Origin of the sequence: Endozoicomonas montiporae CL-33 (assembly GCF_001583435.1) — a bacterium.
GTDB lineage: Bacteria > Pseudomonadota > Gammaproteobacteria > Pseudomonadales > Endozoicomonadaceae > Endozoicomonas_A > Endozoicomonas_A montiporae.
On sequence record NZ_CP013251.1, the window covers coordinates 2,517,990 to 2,538,358 of the forward strand.

Here is a 20,369-nt window from a genome sequence, read left to right on the forward strand (position 1 = left end):
CGTCCCTGTAGAAAAAAAATTAAGCAGACGGGTAAAAAAAACTTAACTGTTCAGTGCTTTTGTCGTATTCCGAAGTAGTTATATTTTCTGGCCGGGAAGTCCCACACATGAGCATGATTCACAATGGTATCGCAGGCATGAATGTTGCCTCGACCGCACTGGTTGTCACCAGTACCAATATCGCAAACGCCTCCGTCGCCGGGTACTCCCGTCAGCAGACAATGTTCTCGACCTCGGGCACTGGTGGTGTCTATGTCAGCGATATTCAGCGGGTGACGGATCAGTTCTATGTGTCTCAGGTTCAGTCGGCAAGCACGTCGCTGGGCTATGCTACCACACTGGCCAGCCAGAATAATCTGCTTGAAGTCACATTAAGCAACGAGTCCATGAGCCTTTCTCCTGCCCTGAATGATTTTTTCAATAGTCTGGACAGTGCCCAGGCTGACCCGATGGACATTGCCTATCGTCAGGAAGTGCTGTTCGGGGCTGAAAACGTCGCTAGTCGTTTTAATGGGCTGGTGACCGATATGAACAAACAGCTGGATGAAGTCAACAAACAGGTTGATGTGATGGTCGGTGAAGCCAACACCCTGATGAACCGGGTTGCCGAACTGAACAAGGAAATTCAGATGGCCGAAGCAGCCGGTGGTGCGTCTTCTGCTTTGCTGGATGAGCGTGATCGTTCTGTGCAGCAGTTGTCTGAATTGCTGGGTGTGCAGAGTATGATTCAGTCAGACAACACTGTTAACCTGTTTCTGCCATCGGGCGAGCCATTGGTGACGGGTGGAACGGCGACAGAGCTGGTGGTTGAAAAAGGTAATAGCCCCTGGGATAGCTCCATTGCCCTGAAAACCGGCGGGCACACGAAAACCATTAACGACGTAGGTGGTGCAGTGCAAGGGCAGCTGGATTTTCGTGATGATGTGCTGGCACCTGCGTTTGACGAACTGATGCTGATTGGTGAAGTGCTGGCAGACGAATTTAATGCCGTACTGACTCAGGGTTATGACCTGAATGGCGAGCCGGGTGAGCCTTTGTTTGAATTCACTGCCAATGGTGAATTAAAAGTGCTGATTGATGATCCGTCAAAGCTGGCATTCTCCTCTGATCCAGAAGAGCCGGGCAACAACGATGTTCTGATGCAGCTCAGTGATCTTCGTCATGAGAAGTGGGAAGAGCTGGGTGACCTGTCGTTCAACGATGCATACAACGGCATGGTGATTGAAGTGGCGGGTAAAGCGTCTGACGCCATGAACCGTTACGATGCTGCCTCGCTGATTTACAATGAAGCCAACAATAATCTTGCCAGTGTTGCCGGTGTCAACATGGACGAAGAAGCGGCCAACCTGATTGTATTTCAACAGGCTTATGCGGCGAATGCCAAGGTGATTGCCTCGGCGAATGACATGATGAATATGTTGCTGGCGATTTAATAACGGTTTGTAACGTAGGTTGGGACGAGCGGAACGCGCTTGTGCCCTTCAGGGTAACCTCCCAACACGGGTAGTCAATTTATGTTACTGCCCCGCAATTTTAAATTAAGTCAGTGTGTTTGGGCGAGCGCGACCTCCCAACACGGGTAGCTCGTTCATGTTGCTGCCACGCAAATTTAAATTGAGTCACCGTGTTGGGAGGTCGCTTCGCTCGTCCCAACCTACGACAGAGAAAAGGTATTTTTATGCGCATCAGCACCATGCAGATGAACAACACGATGACGAACAATATGATGTCTACGTCGTCTTCCATGAACCGCATTCTGATGGAATTGAGTACCGGCAAGAAAATTCTCAAACCGTCGGATGATACTCTGGCGTCTACCCAGATTCTGGGTCTGAAAGACGCCAATGCGGCGCTGGAATCCTTTGAAAAGAATATGAAAACCGCTGAAAGCTCGCTGGTGCTGGCTGAAACAGTGGTGGGCGATATGGTTAATGTGATTAACCGTATGCGTGATCTGGCGCTGGGTACGGGCGGTATTCCAACGCCTTATGATGGCGAAGATGGTCAGGACGGTGTTGATGGTGATTCCGGTGATGGCCGTTCTGCCCAGGCGCAGGAAATTGCCATGCTGATGGAAACGCTGACCAGTCTTGCCAATACCCGCAGCAGCAGTGGTGAATACATCTTTGGCGGTACCATGGGTAACAATGCACCGGTGGGCGCGAAGGAAAACGGTAATGGACCGAGCTTTTCCATTAGTGGCAGCGACAGTGCCCGTCAGATCAAGATCAGCGATTCCCAGACTATTGATCTGGGTGTGGTGGCAGACGATCTGTTTGTTCTGAGTGATGGCAGCAATATTTTTGATGTCATGAATGGGTTTGTGGATGCCCTGAATGATCCGTCGCTGTCTCAGGATGATATGGATGCCATTACGGCGGACACGGTGGATGCCATTGATGAAACGCTGGACAATATGAACCGCGCGCTGACTCATATTGGTGGCACGCTGAATACCATTGATCAGGCCATGGCGTCGAATCTGGATATGCAGATGTACAACGAGAGCCTGGTAGACAGCCTTGAAGCGGTGGATTTTGCTTCTGCCATTACCGATTTTACCATGATGCAGGCGCAGTACACTGCCAGCCAGAAAGCTTATGCGATGGTGGGTAGTGCATCGTTGTTTGATTTTGTTTAATTAATCGAACGATCAAAAAAATACGCGATCACCTTGAAAAGAGGCTGATAAAAGCGGGCGGATGGTCTAGCTTTTTCAGTCTCTTTTTTTAGACCATCGTACTCATGAAACTACCGCCCTGTACTGTTGTGGATTTTGTGTATAGCTGGCTGCAGTGCTGAATTTATTTGCGCCTTCAGGTTGCTGCATGATGGTTGACAGTCGATTTTTTTGGGATGTTTATGTCAAAAACACATGATATACGCTGGATTCTACGCTTTGATAACTTCCAGCGTGCTCTGGCTCGTTTACGTCAGGGTGTTGGGCTGGTTAATCAGAGGCAGTTAAGTGATCTGGAGCAGCTGGGTTTGATTCACATTTTTGAGTTTACTCATGAACTGGCGTGGAATGTATTGAAAGACTTTCTGATCTGGCAAGGTGTTGCAGACATTATTGGTTCCAGAGATGCTACCCGCACTGCATTCAAGGTGGGTTTGCTGGATGATGGTGCTGTCTGGATGGCGATGATCAAAAGTCGCAACCTCAGTTCCCACACTTACAGGGAAGAAGTGGCTGATGACATTGCCGGTAAAATTGTAGGCAACTATTACGACGCTTTTTGTGAGCTTGAAAAGGTGATGCTTGCCCGAAAGGATGATGTTGATGAAGCATGATTCCGGCTTGTCTGATGATGTCGAGAACCGTATTAAAGAGGTGTTTAGCCGATTTCCCGAGGTGGGTCAGGTGTTGTTGTATGGTTCAAGAGCGAAAGGGAATTATCGGAAAGGGTCGGATATTGATCTGACCCTGATTGCACAGGAAGGTAAAATACTCAACCTTGATCTTGTTTATGCGGTGGACGACGCTTTGGATGAACTACTGCTGCCGTATACCTTTGATTTGTCTATTTTCCCGGACATCGATAATCCGAATCTGGTTGATCATATTCAGAGGGTGGGTGTCGTTTTTTATCAGAAATAAACGTTTGCGCCGAACAGTCGGTTATTCACCGGCTCTGGTGTTCAATCAGCCCGAACAAATGCTTTGAGATATCAAGAATGCTCCCATAAAGCTTTTTACTGATAATGGCTTCTACGATGTTGCGGTTAACGTCAAGGTAGTCATGCACCAGTACATTTCTGAAGCCAATCATTTTCATGGCGGTTTCGTAGTCGCTTCTGCCCAGGTCGCCCTGTTTTAGCATTTTCGCCGTAAGCCTCCCTACTTTAAGTGGGGAGATATAAGGCGGGAGTCCGCAAGGACTCCGGTTGAGTATTTGCACTTATCTGTTAATATTCTCAGCAGGTCTGTCTCAAAGCCAGAGACTAGCGGTGACGAAAACCAAGCGCTGCGAATAAAAAATCAAGGCAGAGTATCTGCCTGTTGGGCTAGAAGACCCGCGAAAGTCGTTATTGAAACGCATCGTAGAGGGAACCGTATAGATACCCAACAAATCAAACAAAGACCTTTTAAAAGCCGGAAGGGCTGTCCGGTTCTGCTGATGGAGGCTTCTGTGTAAGTCCAGTCGCTATAGACTGGCTATAGCCTGTGAAGTCAGAAGCCTCCTGCTTTAGCTGGAGGAGCAGTCACTAAGCCATCCAGTGCCGCACGGGATTTGCTGACGTTGATGTTGTACTTTTGCTGGTAGGTGTAGCGGGATAAGCCAATCAGGCTTTCTATAATGATCTGAAGTGCGCGCTGGGCAGCCAGTAAGTCCCGGCCATTCCAGTGTGCTATATCATTGTGTAGTTCATCCAGCATCAGCAGCATTTCCTGCTGAATGTTCCGGACTTCCTGCTCGTAGGCTTTATCTCTCATAATCTTTTTCCCAGGCGGAGATAATGGCGTTTTCCATGCGTCGCACAACGGGTATGCCACGATCATAAAGTTTAATGCCCTGAATGATGTTCCATTGTAGCGGAACCGGTACTTCACGCAGGTCAACAATGCTGATGTCGTGATCGGGCAGAAGTGACTCTAATTTCGATTCTAACAATTGAGGTCTTGCTGTGCGTTCCAGAAGGTCTTCCATGTAGTCGCTAAAGAGAACGGCAATATCCCAGTCGCTGTCGGCTCGTTCGGTGCCTTTGCTGCGTGAGCCGTAGAGATAAATAGCATCGGTCTTTTCCTGCTCACAAATGGTTTCGCTAATGATTTCTGCAATGTTGGGTGTGGGCGTGCGGCTCAATGATGATCTTCCTGTCTTGCTGTAAAAGATAAAGTATCGGAAAACGCTTGATAACGCGAGAAGTATGGCTTTCAACAAAAAATCCCAAAAAAATATTTAAGGATAAAAAAACGCCGTCGTTTACAAAGGTAACCGCACTGGTTGTTGGTGCTTTTCCCTGCGAAGCGGGTGCAAAAGTGCGCGGCAGCCAACGTTTGTTTGTATTCGATAACACTGGAGTCGGTAATGATTACCATCAATTCCAACAGCTCTGCCCTGATGGCGCAGAACAACCTGTTCAACGCTCAGTCTGCACTGACTGGTAACATGCAGCAGCTGTCTACCGGTCTGCGCATCAACTCTGCGTCTGACGACGCTGCAGGTCTGCAGATTTCCAACCGTATGGAAACTCAGATGAACGGTCTGTCCGTTGCTCAGCGTAACGCGAACGACGGTATCTCTATGGCTCAGACCGCTGAAGGCGCGATGACCGAGAATACTACTATCCTGAACCGTATGCGTGACCTGTCTCTGCAGTCTGCTAACGATACCAATACTCTGGAAGATCGTCAGGCAATGCAGAAAGAAGTTAACTCTCTGGTTGCAGAAGTTGATCGTATTGCTTCCACTACTAACTTTGCTGGCATTAATCTGCTGGACGGTACAGCTGACAATCTGTCTTTCCAGATTGGTTCTAATGCTGGTGAAACCATTCAGTTTGGTATTGCTGATATGAGTGCTAGCGCTCTGACTGGTGATGTGACATCTATCAATTTTGATATGTCGGATCTGACATTTACTGATGGTGATTTGGTTATTGATGATGGTACTGATGAGAATGCCACTATTGCCGTTACGGTAAATGATGGAGCTGATGATCTTGCTGAAGTTACTCTGACTCAAGGTGATAGTATTGAAGACGTTGCACAAGCACTGAATGATGGTTTGAATAGCCAAGGCGTTACTTTTGCTGTTGAAGAAGGTGCTCTGAAAGCATTCTCTATGAATGAGAAGTTTGGTGAGACCGATGATGGTGAGGGTGGTACTAATCCTGCTGAGCTGACACTGCAAGTTGGTGGTGCTGACGCGACTGCTACTGGTGGTACTTCCCCAATGAGCTTGGAAGATATTAATATCACTACTGCTCAGGGTGCTCAGCAGGCTGTTCAGATTCTGGATGGCGCTCTGGCTAAGGTTGACGATCAGCGTGCTAATCTGGGTGCGGTTCAAAATCGTCTGGAATCCACCATCAGCAACCTGTCCAACATTGAAGAAAATCTGGGTGTTTCCCAGTCCCGTATCCTGGATGCTGACTTCGCTTCCCAGACTGTGGAAATGACTTCCAACCAGATGCTGATGCAAGCCGGTACTTCTGTTCTGGCGCAGGCTAAAGGTATGCCACAGTACGCGACTATGCTGCTGTAATAAGACGGCTGCTGTCATAAATTTTCGTTTAGAAAATTTAACCAGTGCAAAGGCGAATCCTTCGGGTTCGCCTTTTTTGTGGGTGCTATTTTGATGTTTGATCTGAAGTAGAGTCGCGATCCAGCTTTTCCTGAATGGCAGAGCAGATGAACGCATTGATGGAGCGGTTGCAGCTGGCAATGGCGACTCTGCGGTGCAGTTCCTCGCCAATGCGGATGTTCAACGAGCCTTTAAAAGGTGTGTCGGGTGTTTTGCCCAGTTCCGCACAGTCTTCAAGATAAGTATCGACAGATGTTTTAAATTCGGCTTCAAGCTTGGGAAGCGTGTCGGCTTCATAAGTAATAAGGTCACGAATAAAGGCAAGCTTGCCATAGAGAGTGCCTGTTTCAATTTGTGGTTCGATGGTGCCTTTGTAGCCTTTGTAGCTGAAGTAAGTCATTTTAAATATATCCTTCCTGTTTTAGCGCAAGGCGAACATCCTTCAGAGCGCCTCCTTTGAGGTAATTCTCGGGATGTGGTTTATGCAATCTGATCAGGTGTCCGGTGCCGGAGTGGTAAAATCGGACACGAGATCCAGCCATTTCCTTTCTTTCATAGCCCAGTTGCTTCATGAGCGTTACTAAATCTGACCAAGGATAGGTTTTGGTTGCGTTTTTGAGTTGGTCTTTGAGTTTGTCAGATTTGCCCATGGTTAGCCTCTGGCGTGCAACTAATTATAGTCGCTTTAGAATGTGTTTCGATAGTTTTGGGGTGTGCTGTTTTTGTGGATTTTCTTATACCTTGTTGTATTGCGTTCTCTATCTCTTCGAGGCTGGCGTGCTTTATCCGGGCATCAGCTGTCAGGCAGCCTGCAAGGTGGCTAATGTCATCTGGCTTTGTTGGCATGGAAATGTGCTCTTGTAATAGTGTGGAGGTCAAAGTAAAGACGGGCTGGCGAAGCTGTCAAAGCGAGATTCTTCAGAGTTTCGGAAACCGCTGATTATTTCTGTCAATGTGTTCTATCAAGGGAAGTTTTCAGGGCTTGCTTTTTGTGTACGACAATGGGGACGGTGTTGGCTGCTCTCACTCACCCTAATCACTTACTACACGCAGGCTCACTGGCAACGCTCCCGGCGCTGTTCAGCATACACTCCATCCGTGGAGATAATGGGGCTTCGATCGTTTGCCGCCTACTCAAATCTCCAATGGAAACGGGTATAGACTAACGCAATGACTGAAACACTTCCGGGCATTGCTCTGCAATCCTTAACAGGGCTTTTGCCGGACCTTGTGGTGTCCTGCGGCCTTGCTCCCAGTCCTGAATGGTTCTGATGCTGACGCCCATAAAACCGGCAAAGGCTGACTGGGATAATTTCAGTTTTTTTCTGATGTCTTTAGCAGGTGAGGGCTCTGAAAGGACAGAGGTTTTAAGTTTCCCTTCACCCGACTTAAAAGCCTTGATTTCTTCTATACCATCAAGAATTTCCTGACCGATATCTCGTTCACTCATTTTCGATTGCCTCCGCAATGTTTTTAAGGATATGGCCGGGGATAGAGGCTTGATCGGACTTACTGTAAATCGTGAGCATCCACATTTCATGCTCACTCTTTTTCCAGTAATAAATGACTCTAACGCCGCCACTTTTTCCTTTTCCTTCCGGTGCCCAGCGTACTTTACGGACACCTCCGCTACCACGAACAATGTCACCGGAATCAGGTTTTTCCTGTAGGTGCCATTGCAGCATTCTGTATTCATCATCTGATAAATAATCAGAAAGCAGCTTTGTGAATTTACTGGTTTCGATGAAGATCATAAAGATAAATATACGGCATTGCCGTATTTTGTCAAATTGTAAAATCTTGGATTCCCGTTTCCATGGTTTCTGTGTAGGAATCAGTATTATGTGATCAGCGCTTTTCTTGCCCATAATGCCTATAGGCAAAAAAAGATGGAGCCCGAAGTGTCAAAATTCACAGTTAAAAGAAAAGCCTTTGAGATTACGAGAGAGGTCGAAACTGTCAGTCAGAGGTCAATTGTTGCAGATTGCGGAAAGATAGATTTGACGATTGATCGCTATCGCTACAAAACTGCTTCTCCGCATGGTCTTTGGAAGGGTGGTGTTTTGTCTTATGACGATCCATCTGCCCCTGTTTGTGAAAATGACTGGGAGATAGAGTGTCGGTTCTTTTGATACTTACGTTCTCATTTATTGGGCAGGTCAATCCAGGCTATTAAGTAGTGCTGCTCTCGAGGCTGTTAAAGAAAATTTTATTTTAATAATTTCAAAAGCAGCCGTTTACCGCTGTAAATGCGCTCTGTCTAACCGGCGCTCACCGAATTTGAAGTTGTGGAGTGACCCCTCTTGATCACAATTAACTCTAACAATGCCGCCAAGATGGCGCAGAATATCCTCAATTCCAATCAGCTGCAGCTGACGGGTAATATGAAGCAGCTGTCTACCGGGCTGCGCATCAACTCGGCAGCTGACGATGCGGCAGGTTTGCAGATTGCCAATCGTATGCAGACCCAGATGCAGGGTCTGGCAGTGGCGCAGCGTAACTCTTCCGATGCGATTTCCATGGCGCAAACCGCTGAAGCGGGTATGAGCGAATCGACCAACATTATGAACCGTGTTCGTGATCTGGCCATGCAGTCGTTCAACGATACGAATAAGCAGGAAGATCGCGAAGCGACTCAAAAAGAAGTTGAGCATCTGAAAGAAGAAATTAACCGTATTGCCAATACCACGAACTTTGCGGGTATTAATCTGCTGGACGGCACTTCTGAGCATCTGGAGTTTCAGATTGGTGAGACTGCCGGAGATACGATTACCTTTGGTATTGATTCGGTAACCGGGGCTGATCTGGGTTCTGAGGTTCGTGAAGCAACTATTCCTGCTTCATTTGATGATGAAGGTGTTCTTGATGCTGATTTGGCATTGAGGTTTGACGGTGCTAACGAAACGATTGCAAAAGATCCGGGGCCGAAGCATATCTCTGATGTTGCTGAAGAGCTGAATGAATTGCTGGGTGACTACGATATTGAGGCGGAAGCGGTTTATTCTATTAATCCTTTTGCATTAGAAATTGTTGGTCATGAAGATGATGTGGATCTTGTCCGTAATTCTGCAGGCGGTGTACTTGCAGGAAATAATCTAAGCGTTGACAGTATCAACGTTGAAACTCAGGCGGGTGCCACCAAGGCCATGATTATTCTGGACGAAGCTCTGGCTCAGCTGGATGATCAGCGTGCCGATCTGGGTGCGGTTCAAAACCGTCTGGAATCCACCATTAATAATCTGACGTCTATGGAAGAGAATCTGGGTATTTCCCAGTCCCGTATTCAGGATGCAGATTTTGCCGAGCAAACCGTTGATATGACCAGTAACCAGATGTTGCTGCAGGCCGGTGTGTCGGTTTTGGCGCAGGCTAAAGGTATGCCTCAGTACGCAAGTATGCTGCTGCCATAACGTTCAAGCGGTTTTCATAAAAAAGCGAGACTTTGTGCTCGCTTTTTTTATGCCTTTAAGAAAAGACATCGGGTGTCGTATTCAAAGTATAACTCTTAACGTTTATGTGCTTTGCCATGAATACTGATCCGGATCTTCCTGATGTTTCTTTGTATAGCTCTGCTTCCAGTAAAGTTACTTCTGTTTCAGGGGTTAAACCTTTGAAGGGTTATGCAGATTCCGACGCTGAAAAGAAAAGGCAGCGTCGTACAACGGAAACAGATTTCCGGAAGCGGTTAAGCGAAGCGATTGGTGTTTTGCAGGCGCGTGAAGCGAGGCATTCTCTGGATTTTGATCTGGTTGAGCTGGATGGTGAACTGGCGGTTTCGATTGCGAATGCCGCCGGTGAGCGAATTGGGTTGATGCCTGCTGAAGAGGCTGTAGATCGGGCAGAGACGGGCGACGAAACAGCGTTTTTTGTTAATCGTGAATGTTGAATAGCTTTAATGGCACAACATTTGCATATCTATTCAATTGTATTGTTTGAAGGCGGTTGTCAGCCTTTGAATTCAGGCGCTGTCGTTTATCAGCCGCCGGAAATGAGGAAGTAAAGTATGTCAGGCATCTCCATGGGCGGTATGGGTACCGGGCTGGATATCTACGGTATGGCTACCCAGATGGCGACACTGCAGATCACTCCGAAAGCGACCCAGCTGACTCGTCGTGAAGGCGCAATTAATGAAGAGATTGCAGCACTGAACGAATTAACCAGTTCATTGAACAGCTTTTATAACTCTTTGAATCGTTATTCCGACGTGACGCGCTTTGGTTCGGTGTCGGTGTCGATGTCTGAAGACGATGAGAAGTATGCGGGCATCAGCGTTGATGAAACGGCGATTACCAATACTTACACGCTTCAGGTTAATGAGTTGGCGCAGCAGCATAAGGTTGAGTGGTTTTCAGTGGATGCAACCGGTGATAATGCTGGCGAAGTCCCTGAAGGCATGGAAGGCGAGTATACGCTTGAAGTCAATGGTGAAGCATTCAATGTGGCGATTGAGGCAGGTGACAATATTGCGGATATTGCTGAACGAATTAATAGTGATTCTGCAAATCCGGGTATCACGGCCAGCTTGCTGAGTGATGGTGAAAAGTCCTATCTGACTCTGACATCGGACGAAACAGGGCTCGATAATGCGATCAAAATTTATCACCCTGACTCGGATATGCCAATCAAAGTGGAAACCTTGCAGCCTGCACAGGATGCCGAGTTTTTCATTGACGGTAAACGAATGTCGAGTTCGACGAACCGTGTTGAAGATGCGATTCCCGGTGTGACGCTGGATCTGAAAAGCACCAACGATGAAGCATTCACCTTCGAGATTCGCTCGGATACCTCGAAAATGACGTCTTCTGCCCGCGCTATTGTAGACAGCTTTAATGATGTACTCAGTACGCTGGATTCGCTGGGTAGTCGTTCCATGGATGAAGACGGTAATGTCACCCGTGGCCCGTTGGCGGGTGATCCGATGATTAATGGTATTCGCAACGAACTTCGCCATGTTCAGCAGATGACCTTTGACGGACCTTATCCGAACCTTGCCAGTATTGGTGTGATGACCAACCGTAATGGTGATCTGGAAGTGGATACCGAAGTGCTGCAGGACGCTCTGGATGACGACCCCAAGGCTGTGACCGAAATGTTTCTTGAGGTGGTGGAAGAGTGGCAGGATGTTTCCACCAAGTACATTGGTCGCCCTGAAGAGGAAGAGTCTGAAGGTGATGAAGACGACGAAGACTATGTACCGCCGCCTAGCAATGATGACAAATACATCCCTAAAGATGGCCTGATTGATGCCCGTGTTGAAACGCTGGAGCGCAACCTGCGCGCAGTGGAGTCGGAATGGGAAGTGGTTGAAACCCGTTATGAATCCATCTATCAGCGTTATCTTAACGAATTTATTGCAATGGATCTGGCTGTCGCCCAGATGCAGAATTCCATGTTTACGTTTTAAGATTTAAGTCCCGAATATGAATGCAAAACGCGGCCTGAACGCCTACCAGAGTAACCAGACCCGAACCCGTGCAGAAGTGGCCAGTCCTTATCGTCTGGTGGCGATTATGTACGAAAACCTGATTGATAATCTTTCCAAGGCGGCAGGCGCCATTGAACGCAAGGATATGGCGTTGCGCGGTGAAAGCGTTGGTAAGTGTATGGATATTCTGGGGGCTTTGACGGGTGCCCTGGATCATGAGATTGGCGGCGAGATGAGCCAGAATCTAGCGCAGATTTATCAATACTGTAATACGCGCCTGCTGGAAGCCACCCGAACCAACTCTGCTGAACCTATTGATGAAGTCATGGATTTGATGACAAAGATTAAAGGCTCTTGGGATCAGATCGGGGGCAAGCTGAATGGCAGCGAGTAATCCTGCCGTTGTTCGTGAAGAGCTGGCTGTTTTGCAGCAGGAGCTGATTGAGGCCAGTGAGCAGAAAGACTGGCCTCTGGTTCAGGATATTGACGACGATATTCGTGAATTGCTCAAAGCTGTTCACCCTGATTGGAAGCAGGGTGAACTGGCAGACGTCATTGTTGACATGAAGCAGACCTATGAAAGGATATTTGTTCAGTGTCGTCAGCGCCGAGTTGAGTTAAAGGAAAAAATGGAAGCCATGCGTAGCAATAAAGATGCACTTGAGGGGTATAAAAACTCTCAGGCGGCTGGTAATCGTGAATTGAGGAAGCAGGCATGACGACCGGTGTTATTTCCGGCATGGAGTTTTTAACTTCAGCGACAGGATCGTCAAGCGCGATTTCTTCATCGAATGCAGGCGAGCGGAGTGGTGGGGCTGTGTTTGATGATTTGTTAGAGCAGTTTGTCGAGCATTCTGCTGACACTGATGCCCAGGATGAACGACTTGATGCCTTGCGCTCCACACTTGAAACCATGGACGACAGTGAAGTGGTTGGGTTTCTTGCGATGTTGGAAAACCAGAGCAACTGGCAGGTTGAGCAGCAACCGTTAGCGCAAGTGGTGGATTTAGAGGCGTGGCGACAGCAGGTTCAGGGCACTATTCAGGAAACGATGCATGACGTGGTAGAAGGCTCGCAGCCGCTGCTTTCGGAAGCGGCTGGTAAAGCGCTGGAAAAAGCACTGGAACACTACATGCCTGCAGATGAGTCTGAGCAGCAATTGGATGTTTTGCTGAAGAGAGAGTCGTTAGCGACGGCATCGCAAGAGTCTGTTAATGCGGCGGCGTTGACTTCGGTCAATGCGGACGAGGTGATTATGAATCAACAATCGTTCGCTGAATCGTCCTCCTATCAGCCAGCATTGGATATGAAGTTGCAGATGCAAGTCATGACAGACACGATGTCCGACACTCTGTCGATTCAGCCAGCACAGTCGTCTATTGAATTGTTGGGCGCAGTGCCTGCTGTAGCCCAAAGGGTTGAAATGGTGCAGGTTCAGACAGTGAGTAACCCTGCTGTTGCGCAGACCGCGACTCAGGCTAACCCGGAAATCAGTCTGCGTCAGGAAAGCTGGTCTGATGCCATGGGGCAACGGTTGATTACCATGGCGAGCGAAGGGCGTCATGAGGCGCAAATCAGGCTGGACCCGCCCGAACTGGGGGTGATTGGTGTACGACTGGTGATTGAAGAATCAGGCGTCAGTGTTCAGATGGCTTCTGCGGTTCCGCAGGTGCGTGAATTGTTGGATGGTCAGTCGGACCGGTTGAAATATGCCCTGGAGTCCCAGGGTTACGATCAGGTGGATGTCAACGTAGGTTCTGATGGTGATCGCCAGTTTGCGCAGCAGGAAGGTTCCCGTTCTGAAGGCGCTTCGGGTGCCGGTGGGGTAGTAGCTCAACAGATTGATGTGGTTGATACAACCTCTGTAGAGACTGCACCTGCCGGTTTTATTAACACATTTGCATAATCTGGAAGTAAGAATGTCCAAAGAAAAGGCAGGCCTGGCAAAAACGGTATCTTTTACTGTATTGGGGCTGGCTGGTGTTGCGGTTGTCTGGTTCTGGTTTATGTCTGGTACTGCAGGCGCAGGTACCGGAGCGTCGAAGCCGGTTTATTACGAAATGGATTCGGTCGTGGTGAATGTTTCGAGAACCGGTAAAAGCAATCGTTATTTTAAGGTGAAGCCTGTGTTGGTTGTGAACCACGAGTCTTCTCTGAATGAGATCAAGCATTATTCACCGATTATCCGTAGTCGTTTAATTGCACTTTACTCGCGTGAGTCTGTTGATGAGCTTTTGGCAGAGGATGGTTTTGATTCTCTGCGGGAAAGAAGTCTTGATGAAGTGCGGGATGTGATTGCCAGTACTGACGGATCGCACTCTGTTTCAAAAGTCCTGTTTAATGAGTTTGTGATTCAATAGCAATGACAGCTGTAGCTCTTACCTATTCTTCCAGTGGCAAGGCATGTTTTGCCCGGAATAAGTCGGTTTCCGTCACCGCAAAGCGCGATGCGCTGGTGATGGAACACGCTGAAATGGTGCGGCGGGTAGCGCTGCATATGGCTGACCGTCTGGATGGTGCTGTCGATCCGGATGATTTAATTCAAACGGGGCTGGTTGGTTTGCTTGAAGCCGCTGAGCGTTATAGCCCCATGGATAACATACCTTTTGAGGCGTATGTTTTGCCCCGTGTTCGTGGTGCAATGCTGGATAGCCTTCGTAAAAACGACTGGTGTTCACGAAATGTGCGCAGAATGGGGCGCGAGCTGCAACTTGCCCGTTCAGGTCTTCAGCAGAAGCTGGGTCGAAATCCTACGGATGAAGAGTTGGCTGAAGCGACCGGTTTTACCGTTGAAGAGTGTCGTAAAACCGAAATGCAGGTGGATGAAGCCAATGTCGCCAGTCTTGAGGTGATTCTGGAGTTTGGTGAAAGCCTTCTGCCGGTTGAGTCGGATAAGGTGGCCAGCCCTGTTGTACGACAGCGTTTAATGCGAGCGTTGACAGAAGCACTGAAGCTGTTGCCCGAGCGTGAGCAGATGATCATGCAGCTGTATTACGATGAAGAGCTGAACCAGAAAGAGATCGCCAGAGTTCTGGAGCTGACGGAAGCCCGTATTTCCCAATTGCGCAGTAAGGCTGTGAAGTCGTTGCGCAATAAACTGTTAGAGTGGATGTAACACATTATGTTTTTGAAGTTTGGTGGCGTTATTCTGCTCGCAGCCAGTATTATTGGCGGGTTTATGATGGCAGGGGGCAGTCCTCTGGTGCTGTGGCAGCCGCCCGAATTTGTCATTATTTTTGGTGGTGCTTTTGCGGCCTTTATGATTTCCAATTCCTGGTCGGGCGTTAAGGATTCGTTTAAAGCGATACTGAAAGTGTTTCGTGGGAAGCACCTGAATCAGTCCTATTACCAGCGTTTATTGACCTTGTTGTACCAGTTGTTTGAACTGCGTCGTCGGTCTGGTGTGTCTGTTCTGGAAGATCATATTGAGCGTCCGGGTGAGAGTTCTATCTTTACCGAGTCGGGTATGCTGGAAAATCCACGTCTGGTGAGTTTTATCTGCGACAACCTTCGTCTGGTGGTATTGGGTAAAGTGCAGCCTCATGAACTGGAAAGCCTGCTTGATAGTGAGCTGGAAACCATGGAAGACGACATGCTTCGTCCGGCGCACAGTGTGCAGGCTGTTGCCGATGCTTTGCCGGGTTTTGGTATTGTGGCTGCGGTGCTGGGTATTATTGTGACCATGGGTGCCATGGGTGGGCCGGTTGAAATCATTGGTATGTCCATTGCCAAGGCATTGGTGGGCACCTTTTTAGGTATTTTGTTGTGTTATGGTTTTGCAGCGCCGCTGGCTCAGGCCATTCAGCATAATGTGAAAGAAGAAGTGCTGTTGTTTGAGTGTGTAAAAACCGCGATTGTTGCTCAGGTCTGTGGTCGTCCATCGGCTATTGCTGTGGATGCTGGGCGTCGCTTGTTGTATGCAGAGGTGCGCCCGACGTTTGAGCAGATGGAGGGCTGGTTGCTGGAAAACCGGCAGGCATCATGAGTTCCGACCAGATTATTGTTGTTCGGCGTCGTAGCAGGAGGGGCGGTCGCAGGCATGGCAGTAGTGCCTGGAAGATTGCTTTTGCCGACTTTACCTTGTCTATGATGGCGGTCTTTCTGGTGTTGTGGGTGGTCAGTACTGCGACACCTTCAGAAAAGGCCGTCATCGGACAATATTTCTCAGATCCAAACAGTGTCTTTGAGGAAGGCGGTCATGCCAGCATCATTGATCTGGGATTTCCAAATCCGCCCATTGCGACCATGATTCATGGAGAGCCACAGGGCTTAAGCAACTCCTCTATGCCAATGAATTCGCCTTTGTGGGGCTTGATGGAAGACCTTGAAGGTGCTGGATTAACAGGTGCTCAGGGTGACTATCAGGGGAATCTTAATCTGGAATTTATTCCCCAGGGGATCAAGATTTATATCTCTGAATCTGAAGAGAGAGCGATGTTTGATCAGGGCAGTAAGCACCTGACGCCTTTTTTTGAGGATTTGCTGCTGGGATTGGCGCCTTATCTCGCTGACACAGGTCGTGCGCTTTCAATCACAGGTCATTCTGACGGTGTAGACTTTTCAGATAACCTGGATATGGATAACTGGTATCTGTCGTCTTATCGAGCCAACGAAGCAAGGCAGACACTAATTCATGGCGGTTTTCCCGAGGAGCGTATTGTTCAGGTGGCTGCCATGGCTGATCGTGCCCTGGTGGATAAGGAAAACCCCTATAACCCGATTAACCGTCGTGTCGAGATTGTGGTGATGACGGCTGACAGTGAGTTTCGTCTGACCGGGATTGATTATGATGCCCTGAGGCTTATGGTTGATTCTGGTGAGGATGCTGACGCGGTTGAAACTGAGACGGTTCGGCGAGAGTTTGACACCGGTCGTATGATTGATGTGCGCAGGCTGGCTGAGGATAACCGGTTGCCGGGGCGGGGATAAAATGACATGCGTGCATGCTTTGCGCGCATTTTTTTGTGACCAAGTCGCAACTTTACTTAAGTTGAGACTGTGATAATAATAACAATCCATAGCATTTCCCAAATTACGTATTGTAAATCCGTTGTAAGTACTTAGAATTACCTAGTTGTCCTGCATTGCCCCTACCGACTCTACTTTACCCTCCAAATGAGTGAGAAGTGCGTTCCCAGGCGATAGCGGATGTATGAGTAAAACTCATAAACCTATATGCCTGTTCATATCTTTTGATCGAACTGTCTGAAGATCTCAGCAGGCTTGGTGAAGCAGTGTGCTGACTGGTCAGCCGTAGAGCACTGTTGTCGCTCTGGCTGTTTCGGAATGTGCGTGATTCGGTGGGCGGTAGCGTGTTTGGTTGATATAAGATTGGAAATTTTATTCAAGTGATGACTGTTGTTCTTCCTTAATAAGAAAGATATGGATATGTTAATTTTTATTAGCTAATGCTATTAATATTTGAACTGTAAGTTGCAGAAAAAGAGGCTTGCTCGCCACTGTCTTGTATTTATTATTGGTGGTGAAATCGGCTCGTCCAAAAAGAGTCAAACATTGTCAATCTATTAAATTAGCAGCTATAAGGTGTAGAAGCTAACCAAAGCCCTAAGGGTAGACATTAAGCGAAAACCTTTACTGGTATAGGCTATAGAGGTGTTATTGACCTCCCGTATAGAAGTTCAGAAACGAGCTTCTTGGATTGTGTTGGTGTGAGCGGCAAAGCATAACCGTAGTACTTGAATATATGCTTGCTCTACAGCCCTAGCGGCATAAGACCTTCTTCTTAATGTCCACCCTAAGAACCAAAGCCTATAGTTAAGATCATTATTCTGAATAAAGAGTCAAAAATACTACCTCATATTGATTGAGTACAAAGCTACGGTTAACTATTATTGTATTCACTGTATGGCTTTTGAAAAGCTGCTTTGATATTTGATCATTACAAAGATAAATAAATTTAAGTGAATTTTTAAGTGTTGAATTATCTTTATCTGATTTTTGGTAAGTTAAGTTCTAGAGTTTGTCCTATATTATTTGGTTTTATTCTCGTTAGAAACTATTCGGTAGAAGCTTATAGTGGTTTTGTAGAACTAATTATGCTTTCTAACGTGTTAATAAATTTTGCTATTTTTGGAATGTCTTCTCAAATTCTTTCAGAGAAGGTTAGTGTAGATAAAAGTCTGATCAATAGTTTGATATCAATCTATAATTTAGCTCTTATCTTGGCTGTTTCTGTCGTATGTTTGTATTTCTATGTGGAAGGCATTAATTTTTTAACAGGCTTGTCACTAGTTTTTTATGTGATAGGTTATAGTTGGCTATCTTTGTATGATACTCTTTCCTGTCGATTAGCTAAATATCAAGATGGTGCCAAAGCATACGTTATAACAACGTTGTTTGTTTCTTTATTGATTATATTTGTTTTTCTTACAGAAATAAAAGATAATATTTCAATTATGATTTTTTGTCTAATATACTTTATTTCTGGAATTGTTTTTCTTATAAAAGGCTTGAGAAATTCTGGTTATTACTTTTCAATTGAAAAGATTCTACGGAATCTTAGAGTAGTTGTTTCTAATTCGTTAGATGTTGTTGTTTTTAGTTTTAGTGTCTTTTTTTCAATTTACTTGTTGATGCAACAAATAGAAATAGAGAACGATAAAGCTGTTTTTGCATTAGGCTATCAGATTTTTTCTATAATGGTTTTTATACCTAATGTGCTTTCTAATATGGTTGTGCCTAAGTTGAGTAATAATAGAAGTGTCAAAGTATCAAGGTATTTAATTTTGTATGCTGTTTGTTCTTTGGCTGGTATTTTCATGTTTGCTTTACTGGGTGATATTTTGTTTTGGTTGTATAAATTAGATGCTACGATTTATAATCGATTTGTAGTTTTTGTTATTTTGTTAAGTGCAACGCTTTCATCTATAGCTACATATTTCATACAAATATTTAATTCATTGTCACGCTTTTATATTTTGCGATTTTCAGGATTAATAATGTTTTGTATAGTTTTAATTTTGAATGTTATTGTCGATTTGAAGGGGGCGCTTGATTATGCATTGGTGCTTCTTGTTGGTTATGTATTTTTCCTTGCTTATTTGTTGTTCAGTTACTACGGAAGTGAGTGTTGGAAGCTTGATAGATGAACTTTCCAAAGGGTAGTTTTGTTTGTGATCTGAGGCAGTAAAAATGAACACCAGATTAAGCAACTTTTGCCAGCTCATATTTCTCTGGGCTCAGATAACCCAGAGAGCTATGCCGACGAGTTCGATTATAATCAACTTCAATGTATTCAAACACAGTCTGGCGCATCTGTTCTCGATTCATCATGGGGTCATACAGAATCGCCTCAACTTTTAGAGAATGGAAAAAGCTTTCAACACAGGCATTATTCCAGCAATCGCCCTTAAGGCTCATACTTTGAACTAGACGATTCTCCAGAAGAATATTTCGAAACTCCTCTGAACAGTACTGACTTCCTCTGTCACTATGGAAAATAACGCCTGTAGGGAATTTTCGCCGCCAGAGAGCCATGTTCAGAGCATCGCAGATCAAGCTTGCTTTCATGGTGGTACTCATTGACCAACCAATTACTTTCCGTGAGAACAGGTCAATAACAACAGCCAGATATAACCAGCCTTCTGTCGTTTGTAGATAGGTGATATCTCCTGCCCACTTTTGATTAGGCTTTGTCGCTGTAAAATCGCGTTCCAGCAAATTCGGTGCAACAGGTAATGAATGTTTGCTGTCGGTGGTCACTTTAAATTTCCTTGCGGCTTTTGGGATAAGCCCTTGCCTTTTCATACTGGCCTGGATGGTCTTAAGACAACAGGGATAACCGTCATCCGCCAAATCTTTCTGGATACGACGGGCACCGGAGCGCCCCTTGCATTGCTGAAAGACCTCACAGATTAACAAGTCGCGAGCAGCCTGAACCTCAGCTCTCTGGCTGAGCTTGTGTCGGTTTTTTACCCATCGGTGAAACCCACTTCGGGAAACGCCCAGCACAGAAGCCATCCTCTTCAAAGAGAATTGACCATAGTGTTTGAGCATAAAGCGGAAGCGCTCTATTTTTGATTCTTCGCGAAGTAGGTGGCCGCCTTTTTTAGTATTTCAAGCTCCTCTGCCTGTTCAGCTAGTTTCCGCTTGAGCCGGGCATTTTCAGTAGCTAATGCAGACTCACGTTCACTAACAGATTTTTTCCGATTGGCAGCAGCACGCCAGGTGTAAAGTTGAGATTCTTGCAAGCCAAGTTCTTTTGCGGCGGAGGGTACACTGGTTTTCTCAGCCAACTTCAGAGCCTCAACCTTGAATTCAGGGGAATGAAATTTTCTTTTTGTCTTGGTAGTCATTGGTCACCTCTCGGAGAGAGTTTAATCTCTTATGGAGGTGTCCATAACTACTGTCTCAGATCAAACCGTGAGGTAGAGGGATATATTTTTTGAGCCATCTTCGTTTGCGCTTGGCAAGTTTTGACACCATCTTCCAGTCATCGGCACCACAAAGAATCATGCAGACAGCAATGAAAACAAGGTGGGATAATGGGTAGCGATGATTGTCAGCACGAAACTCTTTAAGATCGGAAAAAACGTCAAGCAAGGTCATCGAAAGCATCCTGAAAATCAGATCACAGGATGCCAGAGTTGCTCGATTGTTTTATTGTCTTAAGCCAAATGAGAACGCCCTAAGCCCTAAATAGTATAGGTGATGGTTAAAAACCAATTTTCTTA

26 protein-coding genes are annotated in these 20,369 nt (G+C 46.5%); 17 read left to right on the forward strand and 9 right to left on the reverse strand.

The features are described from left to right. Positions 1-107 precede the first annotated feature (107 nt). The 4 genes from flgK (at position 108) to EZMO1_RS11510 (ending at position 3,601) form a co-directional block, all read left to right on the forward strand. A complete protein-coding gene (flgK, locus tag EZMO1_RS11495) occupies positions 108-1,433 on the forward strand; it encodes a flagellar hook-associated protein FlgK (RefSeq protein ID WP_034873306.1) in 1,326 nt (441 codons plus the stop codon). Positions 1,434-1,678: 245 nt separating this feature from the next. After that, complete coding sequence (gene flgL / locus EZMO1_RS11500; protein WP_034873307.1) at positions 1,679-2,641, forward strand: flagellar hook-associated protein FlgL; 963 nt, start codon at positions 1,679-1,681, stop codon at positions 2,639-2,641. A 221-nt stretch (positions 2,642-2,862) separates the two neighbouring features. Then, complete coding sequence (locus EZMO1_RS11505) at positions 2,863-3,294, forward strand: nucleotidyltransferase substrate binding protein (RefSeq protein ID WP_034873756.1); 432 nt, start codon at positions 2,863-2,865, stop codon at positions 3,292-3,294. Continuing rightward, a complete protein-coding gene (locus tag EZMO1_RS11510; RefSeq protein WP_034873308.1) occupies positions 3,284-3,601 on the forward strand; it encodes a nucleotidyltransferase domain-containing protein in 318 nt (105 codons plus the stop codon). The genes EZMO1_RS11505 and EZMO1_RS11510 overlap by 11 nt, the downstream gene beginning before the upstream one ends. A gap of 25 nt (positions 3,602-3,626) precedes the next feature. Here EZMO1_RS11510 and EZMO1_RS11515 read toward each other — a convergent pair whose 3' ends face one another. From EZMO1_RS11515 to mntA, 3 genes are all read right to left on the reverse strand, one after another. Then, complete coding sequence (locus EZMO1_RS11515) at positions 3,627-3,824, reverse strand: HepT-like ribonuclease domain-containing protein (RefSeq protein ID WP_034873309.1); 198 nt, start codon at positions 3,822-3,824, stop codon at positions 3,627-3,629. Positions 3,825-4,174: 350 nt separating this feature from the next. After that, positions 4,175-4,438: a hypothetical protein gene (locus EZMO1_RS11520; protein WP_051789494.1), complete on the reverse strand. Its 264-nt coding sequence runs from the start codon at positions 4,436-4,438 to the stop codon at positions 4,175-4,177. After that, positions 4,428-4,808: a type VII toxin-antitoxin system MntA family adenylyltransferase antitoxin gene (gene mntA, locus EZMO1_RS11525; protein WP_201772142.1), complete on the reverse strand. Its 381-nt coding sequence runs from the start codon at positions 4,806-4,808 to the stop codon at positions 4,428-4,430. Before mntA ends, EZMO1_RS11520 begins: the two co-directional genes overlap by 11 nt. A 225-nt stretch (positions 4,809-5,033) precedes the next feature. On the opposite strand from mntA, the gene EZMO1_RS11530 reads away from it, so the two are divergent. Then, positions 5,034-6,212, forward strand: coding sequence for a flagellin (locus EZMO1_RS11530; RefSeq protein WP_034873310.1), 1,179 nt, complete (start codon positions 5,034-5,036; stop codon positions 6,210-6,212). A gap of 85 nt (positions 6,213-6,297) precedes the next feature. Here EZMO1_RS11530 and EZMO1_RS11535 read toward each other — a convergent pair whose 3' ends face one another. The 4 genes from EZMO1_RS11535 to EZMO1_RS11555 all read right to left on the reverse strand — a co-directional run bounded on the left by EZMO1_RS11535 (position 6,298) and on the right by EZMO1_RS11555 (position 8,005). Further along, a complete protein-coding gene (locus EZMO1_RS11535; protein ID WP_034873311.1) occupies positions 6,298-6,651 on the reverse strand; it encodes a type II toxin-antitoxin system HicB family antitoxin in 354 nt (117 codons plus the stop codon). A 1-nt stretch (position 6,652) separates the two neighbouring features. After that, complete coding sequence (locus tag EZMO1_RS11540) at positions 6,653-6,901, reverse strand: type II toxin-antitoxin system HicA family toxin (protein ID WP_034873312.1); 249 nt, start codon at positions 6,899-6,901, stop codon at positions 6,653-6,655. 512 nt (positions 6,902-7,413) lie between these two features. Continuing rightward, positions 7,414-7,701 carry a helix-turn-helix domain-containing protein gene (locus tag EZMO1_RS11550; protein ID WP_051789496.1) on the reverse strand — a complete coding sequence of 96 codons (288 nt, stop codon included), beginning with the start codon at positions 7,699-7,701 and terminating at the stop codon, positions 7,414-7,416. Further along, complete coding sequence (locus EZMO1_RS11555) at positions 7,694-8,005, reverse strand: type II toxin-antitoxin system RelE/ParE family toxin (protein ID WP_034873315.1); 312 nt, start codon at positions 8,003-8,005, stop codon at positions 7,694-7,696. The genes EZMO1_RS11550 and EZMO1_RS11555 overlap by 8 nt, the downstream gene beginning before the upstream one ends. A 90-nt stretch (positions 8,006-8,095) precedes the next feature. Here EZMO1_RS11555 and EZMO1_RS11560 point away from each other — a divergent pair, with 90 nt between their 5' ends. The 12 genes from EZMO1_RS11560 (at position 8,096) to EZMO1_RS11615 (ending at position 18,785) form a co-directional block, all read left to right on the forward strand. Then, entirely contained in the window at positions 8,096-8,383 is a 288-nt protein-coding gene (locus EZMO1_RS11560) for a hypothetical protein (protein WP_051789497.1), read from the forward strand. Between the two features lie 171 nt (positions 8,384-8,554). Beyond that, the gene (locus tag EZMO1_RS11565) at positions 8,555-9,661 is read left to right on the forward strand and encodes a flagellin N-terminal helical domain-containing protein (RefSeq protein WP_034873316.1); all 1,107 of its coding nucleotides are present in this window, start codon (positions 8,555-8,557) and stop codon (positions 9,659-9,661) included. Positions 9,662-9,777: 116 nt separating this feature from the next. Beyond that, a complete protein-coding gene (locus tag EZMO1_RS11570; protein ID WP_145912572.1) occupies positions 9,778-10,137 on the forward strand; it encodes a hypothetical protein in 360 nt (119 codons plus the stop codon). Positions 10,138-10,254: 117 nt separating this feature from the next. Then, a complete protein-coding gene (fliD, locus tag EZMO1_RS11575) occupies positions 10,255-11,655 on the forward strand; it encodes a flagellar filament capping protein FliD (protein WP_082211674.1) in 1,401 nt (466 codons plus the stop codon). 16 nt (positions 11,656-11,671) lie between these two features. Next, complete coding sequence (gene fliS / locus EZMO1_RS11580; protein ID WP_034873319.1) at positions 11,672-12,070, forward strand: flagellar export chaperone FliS; 399 nt, start codon at positions 11,672-11,674, stop codon at positions 12,068-12,070. After that, positions 12,057-12,395, forward strand: a complete 339-nt coding sequence (locus EZMO1_RS11585) for a hypothetical protein (protein WP_034873320.1) — start codon at positions 12,057-12,059, stop codon at positions 12,393-12,395. Before fliS ends, EZMO1_RS11585 begins: the two co-directional genes overlap by 14 nt. Beyond that, positions 12,392-13,582: a flagellar hook-length control protein FliK gene (locus tag EZMO1_RS11590; protein WP_034873321.1), complete on the forward strand. Its 1,191-nt coding sequence runs from the start codon at positions 12,392-12,394 to the stop codon at positions 13,580-13,582. The genes EZMO1_RS11585 and EZMO1_RS11590 overlap by 4 nt, the downstream gene beginning before the upstream one ends. A gap of 13 nt (positions 13,583-13,595) precedes the next feature. After that, positions 13,596-14,036, forward strand: a complete 441-nt coding sequence (locus EZMO1_RS11595) for a flagellar basal body-associated FliL family protein (protein WP_034873322.1) — start codon at positions 13,596-13,598, stop codon at positions 14,034-14,036. A gap of 2 nt (positions 14,037-14,038) precedes the next feature. Further along, a complete protein-coding gene (locus tag EZMO1_RS11600; RefSeq protein WP_051789500.1) occupies positions 14,039-14,791 on the forward strand; it encodes a sigma-70 family RNA polymerase sigma factor in 753 nt (250 codons plus the stop codon). 6 nt (positions 14,792-14,797) lie between these two features. Further along, on the forward strand, positions 14,798-15,661 hold the full coding sequence (gene motA, locus EZMO1_RS11605) for a flagellar motor stator protein MotA (RefSeq protein ID WP_034873323.1): 864 nt from the start codon (positions 14,798-14,800) through the stop codon (positions 15,659-15,661). Continuing rightward, positions 15,658-16,605, forward strand: coding sequence for a flagellar motor protein MotB (locus EZMO1_RS11610; RefSeq protein ID WP_034873324.1), 948 nt, complete (start codon positions 15,658-15,660; stop codon positions 16,603-16,605). The genes motA and EZMO1_RS11610 overlap by 4 nt, the downstream gene beginning before the upstream one ends. A gap of 1,004 nt (positions 16,606-17,609) precedes the next feature. After that, positions 17,610-18,785, forward strand: coding sequence for an MATE family efflux transporter (locus EZMO1_RS11615; protein WP_145912573.1), 1,176 nt, complete (start codon positions 17,610-17,612; stop codon positions 18,783-18,785). A gap of 55 nt (positions 18,786-18,840) precedes the next feature. Here the strand turns inward: EZMO1_RS11615 and EZMO1_RS11620 are convergent. Together EZMO1_RS11620 and EZMO1_RS11630 are read right to left on the reverse strand one after the other, a co-directional pair. Continuing rightward, positions 18,841-19,991 (reverse strand): IS3 family transposase gene (locus EZMO1_RS11620; RefSeq protein ID WP_145912574.1). Its coding sequence is split into 2 segments (ribosomal slippage): positions 18,841-19,748 and positions 19,748-19,991, totalling 1,152 coding nucleotides; the frame shifts between segments, so codons are not numbered across the junction. A 55-nt stretch (positions 19,992-20,046) separates the two neighbouring features. Further along, a complete protein-coding gene (locus EZMO1_RS11630) occupies positions 20,047-20,244 on the reverse strand; it encodes a transposase family protein (protein WP_034873328.1) in 198 nt (65 codons plus the stop codon). Positions 20,245-20,369 lie beyond the last annotated feature (125 nt).